This is a genomic window from Psychrobacter sp. AH5, from assembly GCF_040371085.1.
In the GTDB taxonomy this organism is placed as follows: Bacteria; Pseudomonadota; Gammaproteobacteria; order Pseudomonadales; family Moraxellaceae; genus Psychrobacter.
Window position 1 is genome coordinate 2,170,201 of the sequence record NZ_JAMBMT010000001.1, and the last position, 23,578, is coordinate 2,193,778.

General features: G+C 43.6%; 21 protein-coding genes. 11 read left to right on the plus strand and 10 right to left on the minus strand.

Going from position 1 to position 23,578, the window contains the following annotated elements:
* Positions 1–151: 151 nt before the first annotated feature.
* Together uraH and serA are read right to left on the minus strand one after the other, a co-directional pair.
* A complete protein-coding gene (uraH, locus tag M0N77_RS09200; RefSeq protein ID WP_353104893.1) occupies positions 152–580 on the minus strand; it encodes a hydroxyisourate hydrolase in 429 nt (142 codons plus the stop codon).
* 227 nt (positions 581–807) lie between these two features.
* Complete coding sequence (serA, locus tag M0N77_RS09205; protein WP_353104894.1) at positions 808–2,034, minus strand: phosphoglycerate dehydrogenase; 1,227 nt, start codon at positions 2,032–2,034, stop codon at positions 808–810.
* Between the two features lie 356 nt (positions 2,035–2,390).
* Here serA and M0N77_RS09210 point away from each other — a divergent pair, with 356 nt between their 5' ends.
* The gene (locus M0N77_RS09210) at positions 2,391–3,935 is read left to right on the plus strand and encodes an FAD-binding oxidoreductase (RefSeq protein WP_353104895.1); all 1,545 of its coding nucleotides are present in this window, start codon (positions 2,391–2,393) and stop codon (positions 3,933–3,935) included.
* 113 nt (positions 3,936–4,048) lie between these two features.
* On the opposite strand, the gene M0N77_RS09215 is transcribed toward M0N77_RS09210, so the two are convergent.
* Positions 4,049–4,684 carry a BLUF domain-containing protein gene (locus M0N77_RS09215; RefSeq protein ID WP_353104896.1) on the minus strand — a complete coding sequence of 212 codons (636 nt, stop codon included), beginning with the start codon at positions 4,682–4,684 and terminating at the stop codon, positions 4,049–4,051.
* A gap of 518 nt (positions 4,685–5,202) precedes the next feature.
* Here M0N77_RS09215 and M0N77_RS09220 point away from each other — a divergent pair.
* Together M0N77_RS09220 and M0N77_RS09225 are read left to right on the plus strand one after the other, a co-directional pair.
* On the plus strand, positions 5,203–6,840 hold the full coding sequence (locus M0N77_RS09220) for a carbon-nitrogen hydrolase family protein (RefSeq protein WP_353104897.1): 1,638 nt from the start codon (positions 5,203–5,205) through the stop codon (positions 6,838–6,840).
* A 104-nt stretch (positions 6,841–6,944) separates the two neighbouring features.
* Entirely contained in the window at positions 6,945–7,496 is a 552-nt protein-coding gene (locus tag M0N77_RS09225; protein WP_353104898.1) for a protein disulfide oxidoreductase, read from the plus strand.
* 8 nt (positions 7,497–7,504) lie between these two features.
* Here M0N77_RS09225 and ald read toward each other — a convergent pair whose 3' ends face one another.
* The 3 genes from ald to M0N77_RS09240 all read right to left on the minus strand — a co-directional run bounded on the left by ald (position 7,505) and on the right by M0N77_RS09240 (position 10,957).
* The gene (gene ald, locus M0N77_RS09230; RefSeq protein ID WP_353104899.1) at positions 7,505–8,623 is read right to left on the minus strand and encodes an alanine dehydrogenase; all 1,119 of its coding nucleotides are present in this window, start codon (positions 8,621–8,623) and stop codon (positions 7,505–7,507) included.
* A 220-nt stretch (positions 8,624–8,843) separates the two neighbouring features.
* The gene (locus M0N77_RS09235) at positions 8,844–10,202 is read right to left on the minus strand and encodes an NCS1 family transporter (protein ID WP_353104900.1); all 1,359 of its coding nucleotides are present in this window, start codon (positions 10,200–10,202) and stop codon (positions 8,844–8,846) included.
* Between the two features lie 59 nt (positions 10,203–10,261).
* The gene (locus M0N77_RS09240; RefSeq protein ID WP_353104901.1) at positions 10,262–10,957 is read right to left on the minus strand and encodes an aspartate/glutamate racemase family protein; all 696 of its coding nucleotides are present in this window, start codon (positions 10,955–10,957) and stop codon (positions 10,262–10,264) included.
* Positions 10,958–11,097: 140 nt separating this feature from the next.
* On the opposite strand from M0N77_RS09240, the gene M0N77_RS09245 reads away from it, so the two are divergent.
* From M0N77_RS09245 to lspA, 3 genes are all read left to right on the plus strand, one after another.
* The gene (locus tag M0N77_RS09245; RefSeq protein ID WP_353104902.1) at positions 11,098–11,808 is read left to right on the plus strand and encodes a GntR family transcriptional regulator; all 711 of its coding nucleotides are present in this window, start codon (positions 11,098–11,100) and stop codon (positions 11,806–11,808) included.
* A gap of 247 nt (positions 11,809–12,055) precedes the next feature.
* Positions 12,056–14,902 (plus strand): isoleucine--tRNA ligase, encoded by a 2,847-nt coding sequence (ileS, locus tag M0N77_RS09250; protein WP_353104903.1) that lies wholly within the window; start codon positions 12,056–12,058, stop codon positions 14,900–14,902.
* On the plus strand, positions 14,895–15,545 hold the full coding sequence (gene lspA / locus M0N77_RS09255; protein WP_353104904.1) for a signal peptidase II: 651 nt from the start codon (positions 14,895–14,897) through the stop codon (positions 15,543–15,545). Before ileS ends, lspA begins: the two co-directional genes overlap by 8 nt.
* 126 nt (positions 15,546–15,671) lie before the next feature.
* On the opposite strand, the gene M0N77_RS09260 is transcribed toward lspA, so the two are convergent.
* A complete protein-coding gene (locus tag M0N77_RS09260) occupies positions 15,672–16,283 on the minus strand; it encodes a glutathione S-transferase family protein (protein WP_353104905.1) in 612 nt (203 codons plus the stop codon).
* Positions 16,284–16,419: 136 nt separating this feature from the next.
* Between M0N77_RS09260 and M0N77_RS09265 the strand changes: the two genes are divergently transcribed.
* On the plus strand, positions 16,420–17,028 hold the full coding sequence (locus M0N77_RS09265; RefSeq protein WP_353104906.1) for an O-acetyl-ADP-ribose deacetylase: 609 nt from the start codon (positions 16,420–16,422) through the stop codon (positions 17,026–17,028).
* A 16-nt stretch (positions 17,029–17,044) separates the two neighbouring features.
* Here the strand turns inward: M0N77_RS09265 and M0N77_RS09270 are convergent, their stop codons facing one another.
* Positions 17,045–17,701 carry a cold shock and DUF1294 domain-containing protein gene (locus M0N77_RS09270; RefSeq protein ID WP_353104907.1) on the minus strand — a complete coding sequence of 219 codons (657 nt, stop codon included), beginning with the start codon at positions 17,699–17,701 and terminating at the stop codon, positions 17,045–17,047.
* Positions 17,702–17,836: 135 nt separating this feature from the next.
* The gene (locus M0N77_RS09275; protein WP_353104908.1) at positions 17,837–18,154 is read right to left on the minus strand and encodes a hypothetical protein; all 318 of its coding nucleotides are present in this window, start codon (positions 18,152–18,154) and stop codon (positions 17,837–17,839) included.
* A gap of 328 nt (positions 18,155–18,482) precedes the next feature.
* Between M0N77_RS09275 and M0N77_RS09280 the strand changes: the two genes are divergently transcribed.
* Positions 18,483–19,007: a peptidylprolyl isomerase gene (locus M0N77_RS09280; protein ID WP_353104909.1), complete on the plus strand. Its 525-nt coding sequence runs from the start codon at positions 18,483–18,485 to the stop codon at positions 19,005–19,007.
* A 49-nt stretch (positions 19,008–19,056) separates the two neighbouring features.
* Complete coding sequence (locus tag M0N77_RS09285) at positions 19,057–20,097, plus strand: aldo/keto reductase (protein WP_353104910.1); 1,041 nt, start codon at positions 19,057–19,059, stop codon at positions 20,095–20,097.
* 70 nt (positions 20,098–20,167) lie between these two features.
* On the opposite strand, the gene M0N77_RS09290 is transcribed toward M0N77_RS09285, so the two are convergent.
* Entirely contained in the window at positions 20,168–20,962 is a 795-nt protein-coding gene (locus tag M0N77_RS09290) for a lysophospholipid acyltransferase family protein (RefSeq protein ID WP_353104911.1), read from the minus strand.
* A gap of 339 nt (positions 20,963–21,301) precedes the next feature.
* On the opposite strand from M0N77_RS09290, the gene hflX reads away from it, so the two are divergent.
* Both hflX and M0N77_RS09300 read left to right on the plus strand, forming a co-directional pair.
* Positions 21,302–22,771 carry a ribosome rescue GTPase HflX gene (hflX, locus tag M0N77_RS09295; RefSeq protein WP_353104912.1) on the plus strand — a complete coding sequence of 490 codons (1,470 nt, stop codon included), beginning with the start codon at positions 21,302–21,304 and terminating at the stop codon, positions 22,769–22,771.
* A gap of 342 nt (positions 22,772–23,113) precedes the next feature.
* Positions 23,114–23,560 (plus strand): CidA/LrgA family protein, encoded by a 447-nt coding sequence (locus tag M0N77_RS09300; protein WP_353104913.1) that lies wholly within the window; start codon positions 23,114–23,116, stop codon positions 23,558–23,560.
* The last annotated feature ends 18 nt before the right edge of the window (positions 23,561–23,578 follow it).

The following is a 23,578-nucleotide window of genomic DNA, read 5'->3' on the forward strand; positions in this document are numbered from 1 at the left end:
AACACCGATATGATTTTTTCGCGTATTATTATCCTAATGGTGCGCGGGGCGCACCCTACTATTATAAAATTATTCACCCAAAAAAAAGAGACGCTATAAATAATAGCGTCTCTTTTTTTATGTGAAACTTATAATCTCATATAACTAAGACTTAGCTACCGCGATAAGTGCTATAACCATACTGTGACAAAGTAATTGGCACATGATAATGGTTATCGCCTTTGATATTGAAATTGACTTCAATATAAGGGAAAAATGACTCTTTACCCAAGTCTCTAAAGTAAGGCGTGGTTTCAAAGATTAGCTTGTAAGTACCATCATTATTGACATTGCCTTCATTGGGTAAAAAATCATTGATACGACCATTGTTAGTGGTCTTTTTAGTATCTAGGAGCTGCCAGCTACCATTCGTTTGTTGCTTCATTAATTTTACGTTGACGTTAGGGGCAGGCTCGCCGCTACCGATATCGAGAATATGACTTGATAACTGATAATCGCCTTTATCAGCGGCAAAACTTGCGGTTGCCGTTAAAGCTAATACACTGCCTAATGCCGCCGCTTTTATTATATTATTTGTCATAAAGTGTCCTATTGCTTGGTTTATTATCATTATAAAATAAAAGCCCGTACTAATCATATTTGAAGCATTTCGGTATGGGCTCAGCTCTGTAGTATAAATTGTCAAACTCAGCGCACTGTAAAGAAAATGTTAATTTAGCTCACAATAAGCAAGATAAAATAAACAACTCTCCAAAAAAAAGAGACCCATGATTGAGTCTCTTTCTTTCTACCTATATCAGCTCACGATTAAAACAAAATACGCACGCGAATTGTTTCTTCGACATCTTTTAGCTTATCAAGGGCAGCATCAGAATCATTGTAATCCACATCCATCATTAGATAACCGACGTCATCTTGGGTCATCAGGCTCTGCGCCAAGATATTGATATGCGCTTCAGCGAACAGACGGTTGATTTGTGAGAGTACGCCTGGGACGTTTTTGTGGATATGCAGTAGACGATGAGTGCCTTCTTTGAACGGAATAGACACCTCTGGGAAGTTCACCGCCGTCACTGTATCGCCTTTATCAGAATAGCTGACGAATTTTTCAGCGACTTCAAGGCCGATATTTGCTTGCGCTTCTTGAGTAGAACCACCGATATGTGGCGTCAAGATGACATTATCAAACTTACGTAATGGCGACTCAAACTCTTGATCAGCAGATTTTGGCTCTTTTGGGAACACATCAATTGCCGCGCCTAATATCTTGCCTGACTCGATGACAGCGGCTAAATCATCAATCTCAACACAAGTACCACGAGCGGCGTTGATAAAGTAGCTGCCCTCTTTCATCTGCGCGAACTGCTTAGCGCCCATCATATAGCGGGTACTTGGGACGTCTGGTACATGCAAAGTGACGATATCAGCGCTTGATAATAGCTCCTCTAAGCTGCCTACTTGTACCGCATTACCGAGCGGTAATTTGGTCACTACGTCATGATAAATGACTTTCATGCCAAAGCTCTCAGCAAGTACCGATAGCTGTGAACCGATAGAGCCATAGCCGACGATACCGATAGTTTTGCCGCGAACTTCATGCGAGTTGGCAGCAGATTTGCCCCAGCCGCCGCGATGCACAGTAGCGTTCTTTTCAGGAATACCGCGATACAGCATAATGGCTTCAGCTAGTACTAGCTCAGCCACAGAGCGAGTGTTTGAATATGGCGCATTAAAGACCGGAATACCCAGCTCACGGGCAGCTTCTAGATCCACTTGGTTAGTACCGATACAAAAACAGCCGATACCGATTAATTTTTCTGCTTTTTCTAATACTTCACGAGTTAACTGAGTACGCGAGCGAATACCGATAAAGTGCGCATCTTTGATCTTTTCAATCAGCTCCTCTTCATCGAGTGCATGACTCAGATATTCGATGTTAGTATAGCCTGCCGCATCTAACACTTTTAGCGCGTTCTCATGCAGACCTTCTAATAATAAAAAGCGGATCTTATCTTTTTGTAGTGATAATGCCATATCAAACCTATCCTATAATTTTGGTAAATGGTTTTTTTATTACTATTAAGATGTCGGTAGCTTATCTATCAGCAACTAGTTAAAACACCCGTTAACAGTACATAAAATCGTCTAACAAGTGACTTATAATGAATAAAAAATAATGCGCTTATATTACACAAAATTGCTCGATTATGTTAGGAAATAAGAGCAATAAATAGTTGTTATTTTAATTAGTGATATTCTATTAAGTATTAGCATCTACTTAGAGATAAGGTTGTGATGTGCTAATATTGACCTTATCTAAAGGTATGAATCGCTACTTTAAGCAAATCATCACTCCCCTCTGTTGCCAATCCTAAATAGCCGAGACTATTATGACTGAATCTCTCATCGAAAACCAACCTAATACTATTGCTAATAAGGCGGCTCATGCAGTTGCTCATGAGCTTACGCATGCTGCTAAGCAAGCGGATGTTAATGAGCCAAGCTCAAATCGACCTGCCACTGAGGCAACTACGGCTAGCGTACAAGCTATTTTGGCGACGCTAAGGACGACTCATCAGTTTGAGGAGAGTCAAATCAAAACCGATAGCGAGAGCTTGGAGCACTGGGGCAAAGATTGGACCAAGCATTTCGCCCCTGCCGCTGCCGCTATTGTCTTTCCAAAAACCACTGAGCAAGTACAAGCTATCATACTATTGGCTAATGAGTATAACGTGGTATTGACGCCAAGTGGTGGTCGCACCGGTCTATCTGCTGGCGCAGTAGCGGCCAATGGTGAGATTGTGGTGAGCATGGATAAGATGAATAAAATCGGTACATTTTATCCTGCGGATCGTATGGTTGAGATTGAAGCAGGAGTCGTCACCGAGCAATTGCAGCAGTTCGCTGAGTCCAAAGATTTATATTATCCGGTTGATTTTGCCTCGGCAGGCTCTAGCCAAATCGGCGGCAATATCGGCACTAACGCGGGCGGTATTAAGGTCATACGTTACGGCATGACCCGTCAGTGGATTATGGGTTTGACTGTGGTGACAGGTAAAGGCGATATTTTGCAGCTGAACCGCGGCATGGTCAAAAACGCTACCGGCTATGATCTACGCCAGTTGTTTATCGGTAGTGAAGGCACTTTGGGGTTAGTCACTCATGCGCAGATTAAGCTGGACCGCTTGCCGCAAGATCTTAACGTGATGGTGCTTGGCATGGATAGCTTCAATGACGTGATGAATGTTTTATCGGCTTTTCAAGCCAAGATCGATCTAACCGCCTTTGAGTTTTTTGATGAGGTGGCGATTGATAAGCTGATGGCGCATGGGCAAGTACAAGAGCCATTTGAGTCGCGCACTAAGTTCTATACCCTACTTGAGTTTGAAGCGCCGTATGAGCCCATCATGGACAAAGCCATGGCCATCTTTGAGGAGTGCATGACTGAGGGCTGGGTGGTCGATGGAGTGATGAGTCAAAACCTCACACAAGCGGCCGAGCTATGGAAGCTGCGTGAGTATATCTCTGAGACTATCTCGGTATTTACGCCTTATAAGAACGATGTTTCAGTATTAATCAGCTACGTGCCTGACTTTATTGCAGAGATTGACGAGATTGTCAGCAGCAATTATCCTGACTTTGAGGTCTGCTGGTTTGGTCATATTGGCGATGGTAATTTGCATCTAAATATCTTAAAGCCTGAAAGCATGAGCAAGGATGATTTCTTTTTTGAGTGTCAAATCGTCAATAAATACGTGTTTGAAACGGTACAAAAATATGGCGGCTCTGTGTCCGCTGAGCATGGCGTGGGTATGACCAAAAAGCCTTATTTAGAATATAGCCGTAGTCCGCTTGAGATTGACTATTTAAAACAAGTCAAAAAAGTATTTGACCCTAATAATATTATGAATCGTGGTAAGATTTTTGATATGTAATTCTTTTTGACTTAACAATAAATAAAGACGCTAAACTGTGAAGTCTAGCGTCGTTTTTATACTTTATATTATTTCTAAGGGTTACTATTAGCGTCTTTATTTATCGCTTAACTCTAATAATTTAATAGCAATAAACCGATCACTAGCAATACCGCTAACACTGCTTGCACCAGCAAAAAAGCCTGATGCGGTGCAGCAACGTGCTTGAGCATATTACCCAAAGCGTTATAAGTGATTCCAGCAGCATTGATATGGGGCGGTGTCTCAAAATTTTTGATGATTGCTAAGAAGTGCTCCGTACGCTCAATACTCCAGCCATGCGGCGCAAAAGGCAGAAAAGGCGATAATTGCACTGCCTGCTGCTTGGTAGCTGGTGACCAGAGCCAGCGCTCCAAAAACAACAAACGCATGCGCCAATCATAAAAAATGCGCTGATCGATAGCTTTTATTAGTAAAATCCTAACATTCTTATGACGTTCATCGCCAAATATACGCTGCTGCAGGGCTAACACCTTTGACTTCTCACCCTCTAAGCATTGCAAAAAATGACTATTGCCATAACATAAAGTACCGGTGATACCTTGTTGCTCATTATAATGACGTGCATGCGCCTCCACTTTATCAAATATAGAAGCTTGCAAGCGCGAGCTAAGCGTTAAACTACTTACATAAACCAAGCGTACCAACGCGGTGTCTGCAACGTCATCCAAATAGTTAACCGTATCGGCATGGTTTAGGGGTAAGCTCATACGCAATCCTAGTGCTCGTTCACACTGCTAACGAACAAAAATAATAAAGGTAAATCGTTATCAGTACCGAACTATAATCGGTAGCCATCTCTTTTGAATTTACGATGATAAAGTTGATAACTCAAGATAGTAAAGCTTAATGCATGTACTGGATGACTACTTATTGTTTTTTAGGTGATGCTTAGCTTTATAAATGACCATAACGATACCGAATAATACCGGTCGTCACTAGTAACTTCACACTGAGATGGTATGATGACAAACACAAATTTTGTATCAGTAAAATAGACGGTATATGAGCTAATAGTTTGCAAGTAATTGTTATCGTTAATTATTGTAGCACCAGTATTGCAGATTTAATACCATTTTTTATAATAATCAAAACCCTTAAAAAAAATAGTTATGTTTTATCCTAGCCAAGCTACTCATTACTAGAGACATTGAACGGTAAGGGTAGACCCTGCTTTTTGAACGATTGGGTAGAGCTTGATGGCTGATAAAGCTAACATAGGAATATTATGAGTAAAATAGAAAAATTAGACGATTTTCACTTAACTATCGCTGAGATTAAGAAAAAAGACTATCCTCAAGTCAAAGCGCTTATGGATCGAGTCTATGCCAATTTGGGCGGCGCTTGGTCAAAGACTACTATTCACACTTTGATTGATGCCTTTCCTGAAGGGCAGATTGCTTTATTTGACCACGATCAATTGATAGGTATCGTCTTATCTGTCCGAGTTGATTATGCTAGATTCTCTAACCCGCATACTTATGATGACTTAATTGGTCTCAAAGAGATCATAAAAGACAATCCTGATGGCGATGCTATCTATGGTTTGGACGCGCTTATTGATCCTGATTATCGTGGTTACCGTCTAGGTCGCAGGCTTTATGACGCGCGTAAAGAGCTTTGTCGACAGCTAAACCTACGCGCTATTTTGGCCGGTGGTCGTATTCCCAACTATCACAATCACCAAGATTTGACGCCAGGCGAGTATATCGATGCGGTTGAGTCGCGTGAGATTCATGATTCAGCGCTGTCTTTTCAGTTATCCAATGGCTTTATCGTCAAGCGTATTTTGACCGGTTACTTACCCGATGATAAGCAGTCTAAAGGTTTTGCCACTTTGCTTGAGTGGGCTAATATCTATTATGAGCCGCAAGACTATAAGCCTAATACCCGTAAATCTGAGGTACGTATCGGCGGTATTCAGTGGCAAATGCGTGAAGTCGAGTCGCCTGAGGAATTACTGCAACAAGTCGAGTTCTTTGTCGATATTATGGCGGACTATAATTCTGACTTTGCCTGCTTGCCTGAGTTTTTTAATGCGCCGCTGATGGGACTGTGCGAATCTACCGATCAAAACGTCGCTATTCGTTTTTTGGCCGGTTATACCGAATGGTTCAAAAATGAGATCTCACATTTGGCTGTTAGTTATAACGTTAACGTCATCACCGGCTCAATGCCGCTGCTTGATGAGAACGATACCCTCTATAACGTCAGCTATCTGTGCCGCCGTGATGGTACCGTTGAGGAGCAGCGCAAAATTCATATCACTCCGCATGAGCGTAGCGCTTGGGTCATCGAAGGTGGCGATGAGGTCAAAGTCTTTGATACGGATGCTGGTCGTATTGGTATTTTGGTCTGTTATGATGTCGAGTTTCCAGAGCTTGCGCGATTAATGGCGCTCGATGATATGGACATTTTATTTGTACCCTTTTGGACCGATACTCAAAACGGTTATCTGCGGGTGCGTCACTGCGCGCAGGCTCGTGCTATCGAGAACGAGTGTTATGTGATGATTTGCGGCTCAGTGGGTAACCTGCCACAGGTTGAGAGCTTAGATATTCAGTACGCGCAGTCGTCTATCTTCTCCCCGTCCGACTTTGCCTTTCCGCATGATGCGATTATGGCAGAAACTACAGCTAATACTGAGATGGTGTTTTTCTCCGATTTAAACTTAGACAAGCTCATCCATGTGCGTAATGAGGGCTCTGTTCATAACTTACTCGATCGCCGTGATGATTTATTTAGCTTAAAGTGGAAGCGCAAGTCCAAAGTGTCAGCTAGTAAACTAAGCGCAGAGGAGCGCCGTGAAAACTCTGGTAGCGTCCTGTTAGGCGATCCGCTACAAAGCCGCGCGCAAAAGTCTTAACCGCTCAATTAAAACTAAACTGTTTATAAAACGGCTGATCTTTCAGCCGTTTATTTTTATCTATAAAGGCTTATTACTACCCTTTTAAGCTTCGAGAAAACCTCATGAGTACTGATATAGAAAAGACAGCTATAAAAGTTAAAAAAACGCCTAAGCAAAAGCTTTGGTCACTTGTTAAAAGCACCTTATTTTATGGACTAGTATTTATCATTATTTATACGGCCATTAATTGGTGGCGACAACCCATCATGCCAGCCAACCCTCAATTACAGCTGACCGATTATCAGGGACAAAGCTTAGATCTAGCAGCATTGAGTCGTGAGCAACCGACGCTAGTATATTTTTGGGGAACTTGGTGCCCGATTTGTACTTATACCTCACCGACTATTAATAAGTTAGCCGCTAACGACAATTATCCAGTGCTCACTATCGCTATCAAATCCGGCTCTGATCAAGCATTGCAAGACTATCTGCAGCAAAATAATTTTGATTTTATCACCGTAAATGACGAAGACGGAGCCATCTTTGCCGATTGGCAAGGACAAGTCACCCCCTCTTATGTGATCTTAGAAGATGGTGAGATGACACAGGGATTGACAGGTATTCAGCCGCTGTGGTCGCTAAAGCTTAGATTATGGCTGTCGTCAATATTCTAAAATCAAGACTAGTCGCCAAGCAAACTATCCAACGCCTTATACTCATAATCCAATGCTTCAGCAACTGCCTCATAAGTGATGTAACCTTGCGTGGTGTTCACCCCTTTTGCAAGGGCAGTATCTTCATGACAGGCTTGCTTAATCCCTTTTTTAGCCAGTTTTTGAATATAGGGCAAGGTGACATTTGATAAAGCCATCGTTGCAGTTCGTGGCACTGCCCCTGGAATATTAGCTACCGCGTAATGGACGATGCCGTGCTTAATATAAGTGGGATCATCATGAGTGGTAATGCGATCAGTAGTCTCAAACACGCCGCCTTGATCGATTGCGATATCGATAATCACCCCGCCATCATCCATCGCCTCTATCATCTCCTCAGTGACTAGCTTTGGGGTGGCCGCACCTGGTATGAGTACCGCGCCTATTACTAAGTCACTAGCCTCAACGCTATTGGCAATATTGACCTTGTTCGAGATTAGAGTCTGTACGTTATTGCCAAACATCTCTGATAGCTCTTTGAGTCGTTTGGGATCTAAATCCAAAATAGTCACATCCGCTCGCAGGCCAATAGCAATTTTGGCCGCTTCTGTACCCGACACACCGCCGCCTATGATCGTGACACGGCCCTTTTGCACCCCCGGTACGCCGCCAAGCAATATCCCTTTACCGCCATAAAACTTCTGCAAAAACTGCGCGCCTATTTGCGTACTCATGCGGCCAGCAATCTCACTCATCGGCGTCAGTAGCGGTAAGGACTTATCGGCTAATTGCACCGTCTCATAGCCTATGGCGGTAACTTTATTATCGACTAAGACTTTAGCCAGATCCGGCTCATTAGCTAGGTGCAAATAGGTAAATAGCATTAAATCTTCGGTTAAGTATTTATACTCTTGCTGCTGAGGCTCTTTGACTTTTATAACCAATTCGGCGTCCCACGCTTTATCTGCACTATTAACGATGGTTGCGCCGGCTTCTTCATAGTCCTCATCGGTGAACTGCGAACCCATGCCCGCATCGCATTCGACATAGACCTTATGACCGTCCTCAACTAGCACTGTGACAGCGTTTGGTGGCAGGCCAACGCGATTTTCATTATTTTTAATCTCTTTAGGGATACCTATTTTCATAATTATTCCTTTACTTATGAGTGATGGGCTGAAGGTTAGATTTTAAATTATTAAGTACTTTATTATCTGATACCCTACTCTCAGCATAATCGCTTTATACCGAGAATCAAGCCTTATTCAGTACACTTATGCTGTTGTTATTTTAGTGCTCATAACCAAAAATCCTCATAATAGCTGGTGCTGTTATGAGGATAATAAGTAATAACTAATGTCAGATCGCTTACGACATAAAGCGCTGCGCGGCTGGCATTTTTTTCATTAGGATCCAATAAATAGCGCCGGCTGGGATTAAGCTTGCGTACCAAGACACGCTAGTGAATATAAGAGCAACTACAATACCAACGACCATTGCGATAACTGCTGCCATATTAACACCCTTGTACGGGCCATTTGGGTCGTATAATTTATCAATATCCAGAGTTTGCTTACGCAAGATGTAGTAATCGACCACTAAAATGGCAAATAACGGCCCTAAGAAAGCTGAATAAGTTTGGATAAATAAGTTCAAGCCCGCTGCAGACTCATCTTTTACGAGCTCCCAAGGGAAAGTACAAAAGGCCAGTAGACCGACAATGACCGCTGCTGTTTTAAACTTAATTTTGAAGATATCCATCAACGCATAAGCTGGTGGCACTACATTGTTCAAAATGTTAGTCGTAACCTGAGCAAAAGCGATAAATAGCATGGTGATTATTAATAGAGGCTTATTATCGACCGCGCTTGAGAATACTTTGATAGGGTCAACCTCACCAGTAGCACTAGTTACCATTAGGCCAATCAAACCCATAAATAAAGTAGCGGGCAAAATTGAGTTGGCATAGATGGCAACTTGACGAAAAAGCCCAACCTCTTTTTTTAATTCGCGTGAATAATCAGAGACGTTCAGCATCATGGTGCTGTAGACTCCCAAAAATAGCATCGTTGCACCCCAAAATGGCGTGCCCCAAGTCCCTTCAACGTTAACAAGATTGGTCGAGATGGTATCGCCGTATTTATTAATGACGCTGTAAAACATATAAGCAAGCGAGCCGATAATAAAAATAGAGCCTATATTCTCAAGCCATTTTATGCCGTGAAAACCAAGGACAGATAGGCCAATCTGCAAGAATTGAAAACCGATAAAAAAGACGACAAGGTTATTGTAACCAAACAAGGCATCCGATACTAAGTTTAGCGCCCCAGCGCCAATCCAGCTTTGAAAGCCAAACCATACGACAGCTGGTACTGAGCGCACTAATGCTGGAATACGGTTCCCTGAAAAACCAAATGAAGAGCGGCATTGAACCATAAATGGAATACCATACTTGTGACCTGCCCTCCCGTTGAGCATCAATGCAGCGCCGATAACCGTACAGCCAATGGTAATAGCTACCACGACTTGTAATAAATTTAGGGTACCAACAAGGCCTGATCCAACCGTAAAGGTACCAATAGAGACACAACCCCCCAACCAAGCAAACAGATAAGACCAAGGATCCATAATTCGAGTGGTTTGCGGCGCAAGGCTTTCTTGCCCTACTCCCTTTTGATCAATCGTTTCTACGCCTGCCATAGTAGCGGCAACTTTTATGTTTTCCATTACCTTCTCCTTCCCTGAAAATTTGGTAGAACACTAAGCGTTAATGTTAGATATTGCCCTTAAACTATTGGTGACGCATAAGCGCCAATTTTACTGGTTTTGATACCGCAGCCTACTAACGCCTCAATCATACGCGTAGCAACGGTGACGCCGTCAATGACAGGGACGCCCGTCTCTTTTGTGAGCCACTCTGTTAGATCTGCCATACCAGCACAGCCCAAAACGACGGCTTCACAGTTATCTTCTTTTACAGCCTGCAAAATCTCATCGCGAACTTTTTCACGAGCGCCTGAGCCTTCTTCTTCTAACGCCAAAACAGGTATCTCAGCCGAGCGTACTTTTCGGCAGCGATGCGATAAGCCATAACCATGAATAAGATCTTCAATGACCGGTATGGAGCGCGGTAGAGTAGTGACTACGCTAAATGAAGTCGAAACCATACTTGCCGCTTTGACCGCCGCTTCACATATTCCAAGCACCGGCCCTGAGAACACTTCACGACAAGCACCGATACCTGGATCATCAAAACAGGCGACTACTATGCCATCGATTCCCTCAGCTTCAGCTTGTTGTACGCGCTTGAGTAGTCCAGGAACGGACATTGCCTCATCATAATGTCCTTGAATAGAAGCAGGAGCCTCTGTGCCAGAAGCACCGATAATTGTTGTGCCAGCGCTAGCACTTTGACGAGCACTTTCGACAATTTTATCCGTCATAGAAACGGTAGAATTAGGGTTCATTACTAAAATCTTCATAGGGACTCCCTGTTACTTGGCTTTTAGTTATTTATAAAAATTATTTGTTAACAAACATTGTTAACTATTTTTGTTAACAAAACAACTAAAAATTTTATTATTTGTTGTGCCAGTGCTATTAGCACACTATAATCTTGCCTATGAATAGATCTAAACCCAAAAAACCAACTCTTAAGCCAGAAGCCATACCTGAGCAAACTATCATCAGCTCAATTGTTGCGGCTGTATCAGAACAACGTCTGCCGGCTGGAACCAAACTTGGCGAGCAGATGCTAAGTGACTTGTTTAACTGTAACCGTGCTAATGTGAGACGTGCACTCTCAACGCTTGCTACTATGCATGTGGTACAACTACGACCCAATCGAGGCGCTTTTGTTTCCACTCCTACTCCTAAAGAAGCTGGAGATGTGTTTGATGCACGGCGTATGATTGAGTGTACCCTTGCTCGCAATGTCATTATTAATGCTAGTACGCAAGACCTTGAGAACATGCGTACTACTATTGCAGCAGAAGCCAAAGCAAAAGCAAAAGGCGACAAGCCTGCTGAGCTGCGTTTGTCACGCGAGTTTCATATGCAGCTAGCAACGATTGCTAGTAATGAAGTATTAGCCCATTTTTTGCATGAGCTTACCCTACGTACTACGCTAATCATTGGCTTATACAATGAAGACGGATCGTCTAACTGTGCAGAAGATGAGCACTTAGGTATCGTCCAAGCTATCGAAGCGCGAGATGAGGAGCGTCTTATTACTTTGATTGATGACCACTTAAGACATCTGGAGTCGGGACTGAACTTTGAGAGGACTGCTAAGCCGTTCTCAACTTTAGCAGAACAGTTGATCACTTCTTGACTATAACTTTGTCTCCTCTTAGTTAAAGCCTTATAAGTTATAGCTTTTAGCGTACTTATTAGCCGCTATTAGTAGAGCTTTATGCCCTCTGTTTTTAGTCACTTATTTGTCTTATAATAGGTGGCTTTACTCTTGCTCATCACTTCTATTAATTACTAAGCTACTGGTTATTGACAAACATCTCTTTAACTTCTGAGCGGCTGCCTGTTATTCTTCTACCCTATCACTACAGACAAAGACCTAGATTATGACCAAACCTATCGATTACAAAGATACTCTAAACCTAGCAGATACGTCTTTTGCTATGCGTGCTAATTTAGCCAAACGCGAGCCTGATTGGTTAGCGGCCTGGGAAGCTGACGATGTTTATGGCAAAATTCGTCAAGCGCGCGTTGGTGCGACTAAGTACATTTTGCATGATGGCCCTCCTTACGCTAACGGTCAGATTCACTTAGGTCATGCGGTCAATAAAGTCATCAAAGACATGATTGTCAAGTCCAAAACCTTGTCAGGATTTGATGCGCCTTATGTGCCCGGTTGGGATTGTCATGGTCTGCCTATTGAGCAAAAAGTTGAGGCCAAAGTCGGTAAAGTTGGGCAAAAAGTCTCGGCAACCGAGTTTCGCGGTCTCTGCCGCGAGTATGCAGCAACCCAGATTGAGCTACAAAAGACTGACTTTAAACGTTTAGGTATCTTTGGCGATTGGGACAACCCTTATCTAACCATGAACTTCGCGCAGGAAGCTAATATCGTGCGGGCGCTAGGTAAAATCTACCAAAACGGCCATGTGACCCGCGGCATGAAGCCGGTCAACTGGTGCTTGGACTGTACCTCGGCTCTGGCCGAAGCGGAAGTCGAGTATCAAGATAAAGTCTCTGATGCGATCTACGTCAGCTTTGATGTGCTGGATACCAAAAAGGTAGCGGCTTTAGCCAACATAGACGGTACTATCTCCGCGGTTATCTGGACGACGACGCCTTGGACGCTGCCTGCTAACCAAGCTATCTCCGTGCATCCTGAGCATGACTATTCGGTAGTAGCCACCTCAAAGGGCAATTTGTTATTAGCTCATGAGTTGGTCGAGACCGCTTTGTCTGAGCTGAAATTAGACAGCCATGGCATCTTAGCCACTGTATCGGGTAGTGAGCTTGAGGGCTTGCGCGCGCAGCATCCGCTGATTAGCGATCGTCAAGTGCCGCTCATTTTAGGCGATCACGTGACCGTTGAGAGTGGTACGGGTCTGGTGCACACCGCGCCCGGTCACGGTCTAGACGACTATAATGTCGGTCTAAAGTACAATCTGCCGGTAGAGAACCCCGTAGGCGGTAATGGCGTTTATTTAGACAGCGCCGCGGTATTTGCCGGTGAGCATATCTATAAGGCCAATCCACAGATCATCGCAGCTTTGCATGACAATGGTCACCTAGTTAACCATACCAAGATTGAGCACAGCTATCCGCATTGCTGGCGTCATAAGTCGCCGATCATTTTCCGTGCCACGCCGCAGTGGTTTATTAGCATGGAAAAAGAGGGGTTACGCGCGCGTGCGCTAGAGGATATTCCAACGGTACAGTGGACACCTGCTTGGGGTCAAAACCGTATTGAGTCGATGATGACGGGTCGTCCGGACTGGTGTATCTCCCGTCAGCGGACTTGGGGCGTACCGATTACCTTCTTTATGCATAAACAGACAGGCGAGCTGCATCCCAACACTCTTGAGCTGATGGAAACTGCCGCGCAAAATATTGCAAAAGGCGGTGTGGAAGCATGGTTTGATGCCAGCTGCGAGGATTATTTAGGGGATGAGGCCGCTGACTACGATAAGTCTACCGACACTCTAGATGTCTGGTTTGACTCAGGCACCACCCATTTTGCCGTACTTGAGCAGCGCGACGAGCTGACCAATCCTGCCGATATGTATTTAGAAGGCTCCGATCAGCATCGCGGTTGGTTTCAGACCTCCTTATTAACCTCTGAGGCGATGTATGAGCGCCCGCCATTTAAGCAAGTGTTGACGCATGGCTTTGTGGTCGATGAAAACGGCCGCAAAATGAGTAAGTCATTAGGCAACATCATTACTCCGCAAGAGGAGATCAACAAAACCGGCGCGGATATGCTGCGTTTATGGATCGCCTCTAGCGACTATCGCTATGAGATGAGCGCGGGCAAAACGGTGTTTAAAGGCGCGATCGATATGTATCGCCGTATCCGTAATACATTACGCTTTTTATTAGCCAATACTGATGATTTTAATCCGGTAACTGACAGCATCAATGTCAATGAGCTGGTCAGCCTTGATAAGTTCATCATTGAGCGCGCGCAAACCGTACAAGCGCAAATTATCGCTGCTTATGATGCGATGGACTTTCACCAAGTTACTCAGTATATCACCGCTTTTTGCTCGCAAGATTTGGGCGGCTTTTATCTAGATATCATCAAAGATCGTCAGTACACTACCCAAAAAGACGGTCAGCCGCGCCGCTCGGCGCAGACGGCGATTTACCATATCGCCCAAGCCATGATTCGCTGGATTACCCCTATCTTGTCGTTCACCGCCCAAGAAGCGTGGGAGGTGCTAAATAACAAAGATGACACTAGTGATAGCTATGTCTTTACTCAACAGTGGTATGAGTTCCCAGCTCTTGAGCTGAGCGCTATTAGTAGCGACGACTGGCACAATATTATGCGCGCCAAAGACGTGGTCAATAAGCACATCGAGATGGCACGTGAGAATAAAGTCCTCAATGCTAATCTAGCCGCTGATGCGACTCTTTATGCTGATGGCGCGATGTTCGACAGCTTAGCCAAACTAAGGGATGAGCTGCGTTTTGTCTTGATTACTAGTAATGCAACGCTGAAACCTATTAGCGAAGCACCAGCGACTAATCAAAAAGCTGACGAAGCGATTAACAGCGACCAAAGCGCAGAAGTAGCAGCGGATCTTAAAGTCAATATCGATGCGGCTGAAGGCACTAAATGCGTACGTTGTTGGCATATTCGCAATGATATCGGCACCGATAGCGAACATCCAGAGCTTTGCGCGCGCTGTGTGACTAACGTTGTAGGCTCAGGCGAGGTTCGCCATTATGCTTAATAAGCCGCTTAACGATTCGACAAAAACGTCTGACTCGCCTGAACCTGAGCAAGTGACTCCTAGCGTTGATCACTCGCCTAAGCCTGCTCATGTCACTACGGGTAATTCAATTACACCTAGAAGTCGTTTGGTGAAGACGCCAAAAGTAGTCGCTAATGGTCGCCGTGCCTATGCTTGGTATTTGCTCTCAATAGCTATCATTATTATCGATCAGTGGAGCAAATGGCTAGCAGAAACCAAGCTGACCTTTTTGGAGCCGATACCGGTTATTGAGCCCTTTTTGAATTGGACCTTGGCTTATAATTATGGCGCAGCTTTTAGCTTTCTGGCGGATGCGGGCGGTTGGCAAAAGTGGTTTTTCTCGGGTCTAGCGTTAGTAATCGCGCTGTTTTTGATAGTGTATTTGATCAAAGCGCCGCGCAATGCCAAGCTATTATCGCTAGGGTTAGCTATGGTGCTTGGCGGTGCTATCGGTAACTTAATTGATCGAGTCAGACTTGGCAAAGTGGTCGATTTCATCCACGTACACTATGCCGACGTTTGGCATTATCCGATTTTTAACATCGCTGATATTGCGATCTGTATCGGCGTGGCGATTATCGTTATCGATATGCTGTTTTTGGAAGGCAAGCGTAAGGCTTAACTTTTAGTATTTTGATTTGATTACATGAGAAAAGGGCTTCGCTATATTGTGAGCCCTTTTTTTGTTTGAGATTTGCTATAAGTTAAAAGTTTGAAGTTTATCCTACCTAAAAACCAACTCTATTCTCTACTTCTTAGGATATCTCTCCCGACTCGACAACCTTTTTACATACTCTTTAGCCTGCTCAGGTAAAGTAACACCGAGCATCTTTAGCCAATTAAACAGATGATGATAATAGATATCAGCCAGCGTAAAGCTATCGCCTGCGATATAGTCCTGATCATCTAGCCAACCCGTCGCTATCGGTAGCGCGTTTTGGATATTTTTTATACAATTCTCAGCGGTACCCTCAGGCCAGCTCTCGTAATTCTGTAGTACCTTTATCTTAGTTAATATCCATAGATAGCTCTCAATCTCGATAAGGCCAAAGGATAGCACCTGACGCAGCTTATAGTTCTTCTCGGCATAATTGTCATCATCATGGCGAGGTGTGAGGGGTCTATCAGGATGTAAGTCATTAAGATATTCAATAATCGCTAGTGATTCGGTGAAATTTTTACCCTTATGAGTAATCGCTGGAATTTTTCCAAATGGATTAATCGCTAGAAATTCAGGCCCTCGCTGCTCAAACTTATAAGCGTCCAGCTCTTTTACTTCATAATCCAGGCCAAGCTCTTGCAAGGCCCAAACTACGGTTTCAGCACGGCTAGGATGGGTATATTTATAGAGTGTAATCACTAGAATTTTCCTTTTCTTAGTTTAGTCAAAATTTAATCAATAACAACTTATTATACTCATACAATATACAAGTCATTGACTATAAATCACTTAAAATAAATAAAACTCAGTAGCGAATAGTCAAAAGGATTATGCCATGTCAAATAATCAAACCCAGCCCCTTTTTCAAAAGCAAATATCTTTATCTAGTAGCTCTAGTACTGATGCTAGTCATCAAACGGTTAGCTTATCAGTATTACAAGCCGATATCACAACCTTAGAAGTCGATGCTATTGTCAATGCCGCGAATTCACGCTTGCTTGGGGGCGGCGGGGTCGATGGCGCGATACATCGAGCGGCGGGGCGCGAATTATTAGCTTATTGTCGCACCTTAAACGGTTGTCAGACAGGCGAGGCAAAGATAAGTCCAGCATTTAATTTGCCTTGCGACTATATCATTCATACCGTAGGACCTGTTTGGCGGGGTGGCAATAGTCATGAAGAAGCGCTACTAGCAAGCTGTTATCAGAATTCATTAACTTTGGCCGTGCAGAATAAGATTACTAGCATTGCTTTTCCGGCAATTAGCACTGGGGTTTATGGTTATCCGTTAGACAAGGCAACTGAGGTAGCCGTTAAAACAGTGAAAAATTATGTATTGGATAAGCTAGACAAGTCAGCTAGCTTACCGATAAATGAGATCATATTTTGCTGTTTTTCGGCTAATGATGCGGCGGTTTACCAAAGGGTTTTGGAGACAGTTTAATGTAGTCGATAAACTATCACAGCCCAGCCAAAGACTCTAAACCACCACCTGTCATAATAAACAACAGTCCTGCCAAGTTAATGATTACTGTTAAATAATATGCCATACGAAAATCAGGCTTTTGTGATTTATGACGTAAGTAGGTTTGAGCGACCAGTGCGCCAACCCAGCCGCCAAGCGCGCTCATGATATGCAAAGTCATCTCAGGGGTGCGCCAGCCGCCACTTTGCGCGGCCGCTTTATCTTTGGCATAACTGAGATAAGTGATTATTGCTAATGCCGCGTACCAAACAACTACTAGCCAGCTTAAATCGCCCATCACTACCAGTAATATCAGTACCGCATAAAACCCTATGCCCAAAAATACACGTTTCTTTTGTGCCGCTGCAAAGTCCGCTTGCTGGTTTTTTTTTGCATTACGTTGACGGATTTGTAGGTTTTTCTCTGCCATTTGCTGCTGTACAAAGCCAAGCTCTTGCACTTGTTTGGCTTGCAGGCGACCTTGATTATCCTGCCCAATAGTAAAGACAACTTCATCACCATTGGCTGGTCGATGCGCCGCTTTAAACTCACTGATATGGAAAAATATCGACTCGCCATTTTCGGTTTCAATAAAACCAAAGCCTTTATCATCTTGCCAGTTAGTGATGTGGCCTTGCTGTCTTTTTGCCATGAATATCTACTTATCTTAAAAAACTATTGATTTAAGAAAACTATTATATCCTTTTAAAGGCTCCATAAAAAAAGCTAAGAGCAATCTCTTAGCTTTTTTATATTCTAATAAAATACTTATGATTTTATTGGTGCATTAGCTACACTTTTTCTGACCATATAGATTGGTTAGATTAGTACGGCGTTCTTTCGCAGCGTTGATGGCTTCTTCGGTATTAGAGTAAGTACCGATTAGTGCAGGCCAAAATAGTAGTGCAGCTGCAACATTTTTACCAGTAGCTTTACGTTCAGCACGTGCTTCTTTTTCAAATCTTTCAGCTTCTTCAATTTCGCTTAAAATCTGTTGGCAAGATAAGTTAACATCACTTACTTTTTTGGTTTGTACAACATGTGGGGTCGCACAACCTTGAAGTAATAATACTACCGCACCTAATACTAAAATAGCTTTTTTCATAAAGGTTCCAAAAATAAATTGAGTTGAATATTCGAATGACAAACTGATTTTTAACAATTCGATAACATTTATATATAATAAAGAAACTTAAGTCAACTTAAATTTACTTACCCTAGAAAAAATAATCTACACCTGTTTGTTTTCATTGATATTTTAAAAAATAATTTTTGAATGATTGAAGCTTATATTTCAATATGCTTTATCAAATAGAAAGTGACTTTTTATTTTTGATTAGAAGGGTAGCTAATAATTACATAACAAATTGTGATGTACATACTATGCTAAACTATTTCGATATAACAACCTTACTCACTAATGGCATTCAATTATGACTAAACAAACTACGACTGACTCTCAAAACTCGCCGCAATTTATTAACCCAAACGAAGACACGCGTATCAGCTACGGCAGCCTAGTAAAGCTTCACTTCGAAGTTTCGCTTGAAAACGGTACGGTGATTGACTCAACCTTTAGCCGCGATCAACCTGTCAGCTTAACTATTGGTGATGAAAGCTTACTGCCAGGCTTTGAGCAGGTACTGATGAATCTACGTGCTGGCGATACGCGTACTGCGCATCTAGAGCCTGAGCAAGCCTTTGGCGAGTGGAATCCTGATAACGTTCAGCACTTTAGCCGTCCGCAATTTGCTTTAGTGGCTGATAATCCTGAGATTGGCATGATGGTTGAGTTTGAGGACAAGGGTAAAAATACTTTACCGGGCACGATTAGCGCTATCGATGAGGATGAAATCGAAGTTGATTTTAATCATCCCTTAGCCGGACAAGATGTATTATTTAAAGTCAAAATCTTTAAAGTGACGCCGCCGGGAGTCACTGGTGTTCAGCTGAGTTAATAAGAAAAACAACTTCTTAAAACTGTATAAAAACAATAAGGATCAGTCCATGCAATACGAAGTCCTGCTGCAAATAAACGAGAGGGTCTCAAAAATCTGTCTAGGAACCATGACTTGGGGTCAGCAAAACGATGAGTCTGAAGCCCATGCGCAAATGGATATGGCGCTTAGCGAAGGGGTGAATTTTTGGGATACCGCTGAGATGTACCCCTCCCCGCCGGATAAGGATAAGCAAGGCGCTACTGAGCGCTATATAGGCAGTTGGTTTGCCAAAACTGGTCAGCGAAGCAAAGTTATCTTGGCTAGCAAAATGTCGCCTATGAGCTTTTTGCGCGGCGGTGAATCTCGCTTTAATGCCGAGCATATTAGCAGTGCTATCGATGGTAATCTTCAGCGCCTGCAAACCGATTATATCGATGTTTATCAGCTGCATTGGCCGGAGCGGCAAGCGAATTTCTTTGGTCAGCGCGGCTATGATAGTGAGATGGCAGCGCAGTCGCTTGAGGACTTAACACCGTTTTTAGAGACTATTCAAGCGCTAAATGATGAGATCAAAAAAGGGCGCATCCGGGCTTATGGGCTGTCGAACGATACTGCTTGGGGTCTCATGCGCTATCTGTGGGAAGCAGAAAAAAATGGTCTAATCGCACCTATTACGGTACAAAACCCTTATAGCTTATTAAATCGATTGTACGAGGTAGCAATGGCGGAGATTGCTCATCGTGAAAATGTTGGCCTGCTAGCCTACTCACCGCTTGGCTTTGGGGTGTTATCCGGTAAATACTTGGGTGGCAAAAAACCCGCTGGCGCGCGTCTAACCAAGTACGATCGTTTCGGACGCTATGTCAATGAGCAGGCCATCGCAGCTACTGAACAATATGCCAAAATCGCCAGCGACGCCGGCTTGGACATGGCACAGATGGCACTCGCTTTTGTCAATTCGCGCCCTTTTGTCACTAGTAATATCATCGGCGCGACCAGCCTTGAGCAGCTCAAATCTAATATCGATAGTGTGCACTTAACATTGAGCGAAGAGGTGCTCGCGGCAATAGAAGGGGTACATACTAAGCAGCCAAACCCTTCTCCTTAACGGTTTCACTAGTCAAAAAAAGGCGCAGATCCTAAGTATTTGCGCCTTTTTTGATGTAAAAATTATAACTTTAACTGTCTTTAGTCAGTACACGAGAATGCAGCTCGGCTAAGCCTTCTTGCATTCGCTGTTGTAATAAATTGGTTAACTGGCTTTTGGTATGGCCATTGGGATCTATCGGATCAAGTGGCAATACATAAGCGGTATCGTTTCTGCTATCGAGCACTTTTTTTAGACTCTCTTTCATAGTCAGCTTGCCATAATACGGCAGCTCTTTGCTCAATTGACCGTCCTTATTGACATAAGCCAATACCATCGGCTGAATAGGAACCCTAGCATCTATAGCAGCTTGCAGCAAGGTACCATGGATACGTTTGACTTTGGTGCCATCAGTGGTAGTCGCCTCAGGGAAAAATATCACCGAAAACCCTTCATTTAAAAAGCTAGCAATCTGCGCTGATACCGAGCCGACATCACCGGAACCACGCTCGATGAATACCGTACCTGCAGCATGAGCCAATTTACCAAATATAGGCCAATCGCCGATCTCCGCTTTTGATAAGAAAAAAGCAGGACTGACGCTGCCGACCACCGGAATATCCATCCAAGAGACATGATTGGACACCCAGAGCCCGTGATGCTGCGGCACTGGTTCGACTTCAACGATTTTGACGCCGAAGGAGCCTGCCATTTTACGGCAAAAGGTTTGGATATAGCGTGGGAGCTTCTCACGTGGCGGCTCTCTAAAGGCACCGATACGCTGCGCGGCTCTTAGTCCACCCGCTATAGTAGTAGTCATGCCAGCTATTTGCTTACCGCGTCCTAGCTGCTTTTTGAGAGAGAGTTTTGACTTGGATTGACCCATCGTTGCCTCTTATCGTTGAATGGCTTGTAAAATATGTTTTTTATTGGGGCTTATTATAAGCTGCGCTGCAAATTATAGAGATAAAAACCGAAATAAGTATAACAAACTTATAGCACTCAGTGACGATTTGTTCACTGAGTGGTTTAGTGGGTATTAAATGCTAAGTTACTTGTTTCGCAGGATTTTACAAAGGTTGTAACATAAAACTATCGCTTATTAGGTTATTACACTTTAACATCGAGCAATAAGACCGCATATAAGCTGTTAACTGAACGCTATTTTGTGAGCAATTATAGCCGATAATAGCGATTTATTTACCCCATATATAGGTGAAAATCTTTGGAATATTTTGAAAGGTATGAAGGTGGCGAGCGCGCCATTTTAGTCCATTTAGACATCCGTCAAATTCAAGACCCTGATGACTTGACGGAGTTTGAGTTGCTAGTTGACTCAGCAGGCGCTCAGCGTGTTGAGCTAGTGACAGGCTCACGGATGAAGCCGGATGCCAAGTACTTTGTTGGCTCTGGTAAAGCGCAAGAAATCGCAGAATTGGTAAGTATGCATGATGCTGATATTGTTATTTTTAATCATAGCTTATCGCCCTCACAAGAGCGTAACTTAGAGGCTTTAGCTAAGTGCCGAGTGCTTGATCGCACCGGTCTGATTTTGGATATTTTTGCACAGCGCGCGCGGACTTATGAAGGTAAGCTGCAAGTCGAGCTGGCGCAGCTAAACCACTTATCGACACGTTTGGTACGTGGTTGGACGCATTTGGAGCGGCAAAAAGGCGGTATCGGGCTGCGTGGTCCAGGTGAAACGCAGCTTGAGACCGATCGTCGTTTATTACAGACGCGTGTCAATCAGCTCAAGTCCAAACTTGAAAAGGTGCGCCAGACTCGTGCTCAAGGTCGCGCCCGCCGGCAAAAATCAGACGTCCCTACCATCTCTCTAGTTGGCTATACCAACGCCGGCAAGTCAACGTTATTTAATCGTTTGGTTGATGAAAATATTTATGCTGCCGATAAGCTGTTTGCTACGCTTGATCCAACGCTACGCCGTTTAGATTGGCAAGGCGTGGGACGGGTAGTATTGGTTGATACCGTAGGTTTTGTTCGTCATTTGCCTCATGAATTGGTCGAATCTTTCCATGCTACTTTGGAGGAAACCTTAGAAGCTGATCTGTTATTACACGTCATTGATTCGGCTAGCGAAGATATGCACGAGCAGATTCAGGCGGTAAAAGAAGTGCTTGCAGAGATTGATAATGATGTGCCCGTGCTCAATGTCTATAATAAAATCGATCTGACCGATGAGCCTGCCCATATAGGTTATGCCAAAGAGGGCGAGCCCAATCGCGTTTATGTGTCGTCAAGAAACAATCTAGGAATGGAAGAGTTAACTCTTGCCGTGCAGCAGCTATTGACTGGTACTTTAACCACTTTTGATCTGACCTTGCCTTATCATGCTGGCCAGTTCAAAAATACCTTGTACGAGCTTGGTGTCATTATGGAGGAGAGCTATGATGACAGTGGTCATGAGTGCTTGACAGTGCGCCTGCCAAGCGAGCGCTTAAAGCAGCTATTAGGCCAAGCAGGCCTAGAGCCACTGGAGGTTTTACCCTTAGCGCAAGCGACTTTGCTTATGCCTATTCTTGAGCCGTTTGAGCAAAAGGACGAGCTGACTGATGACGCTGACAATGAGTTAGTCGAGCTCGAGGATCTAACCTACGAGCAGATATTTGAAACGGACAGTGAACTTGAGACCGACGATACTACTGCCAAAAATAATGACTCAAGTCCGCAGACTTAATGGGTTGAGTTAACACTCTAAACTTAACATCGTTACTAGTTGATGCTCATTTAAATAAATACAGAGTATATTGGCTATTTTTAAGCTGATATGCTCCTTTTTTTATCATTTATTCGCCATTCTCATGCCGCTTAAACTCTTGTTGCAATTTCACAGGCTGCTAAGGTTTATAACACGCTCACTTCTCTATATAATCAGGCGCATTGTCTGCCACTCAACTAAAGTTTTTATCTTATTTTAGACCGTTGAGTAGGGTTCAAAAGCGGAATTATAGCGGTTTATCGACGATATGATTTTTATGGCAAAACACCTCTGTAATAGTCACTCCGGCTAGGATGATTTATGAAAGCTCTTAATCAAACAAAACTTCCTTTATGGTTAGCCTTACTTTTGACCCTTGTCATGGTCATCTTAGTGCGCGAGTCAGCCTTAGTGCTCTGTCAGTGGCTAGGTATCGAAAAAGCCGCCAATATCGTCGGTTTAGTAGCGATGTTTTTGATTTTGGTGGTTTGGCGTTTGCTTAGAGGTCTTCCTAACTGGATAACTAAAGCCAGTAATGTACTGCTAGTCGATAGCGGTTTTGCTTTTTTGCCCGTGTCAGCAGGCGCTGGTATTTTATTGTTTGAATTGGGTGATGAGTTTTGGGGAGTGATGCTAACTATGGTCATCAGTACCTTAATACCACTTTGGGGCTTAGCGCTGTTAGCCAATCGCTGGCTAAATGCTAACGCTGATAGCGAAAAAACTCCTAGTACAGCGACCCATAAAATAACTGACAAGCCGCAGTAGCCATAAGCGTTGGAGAGT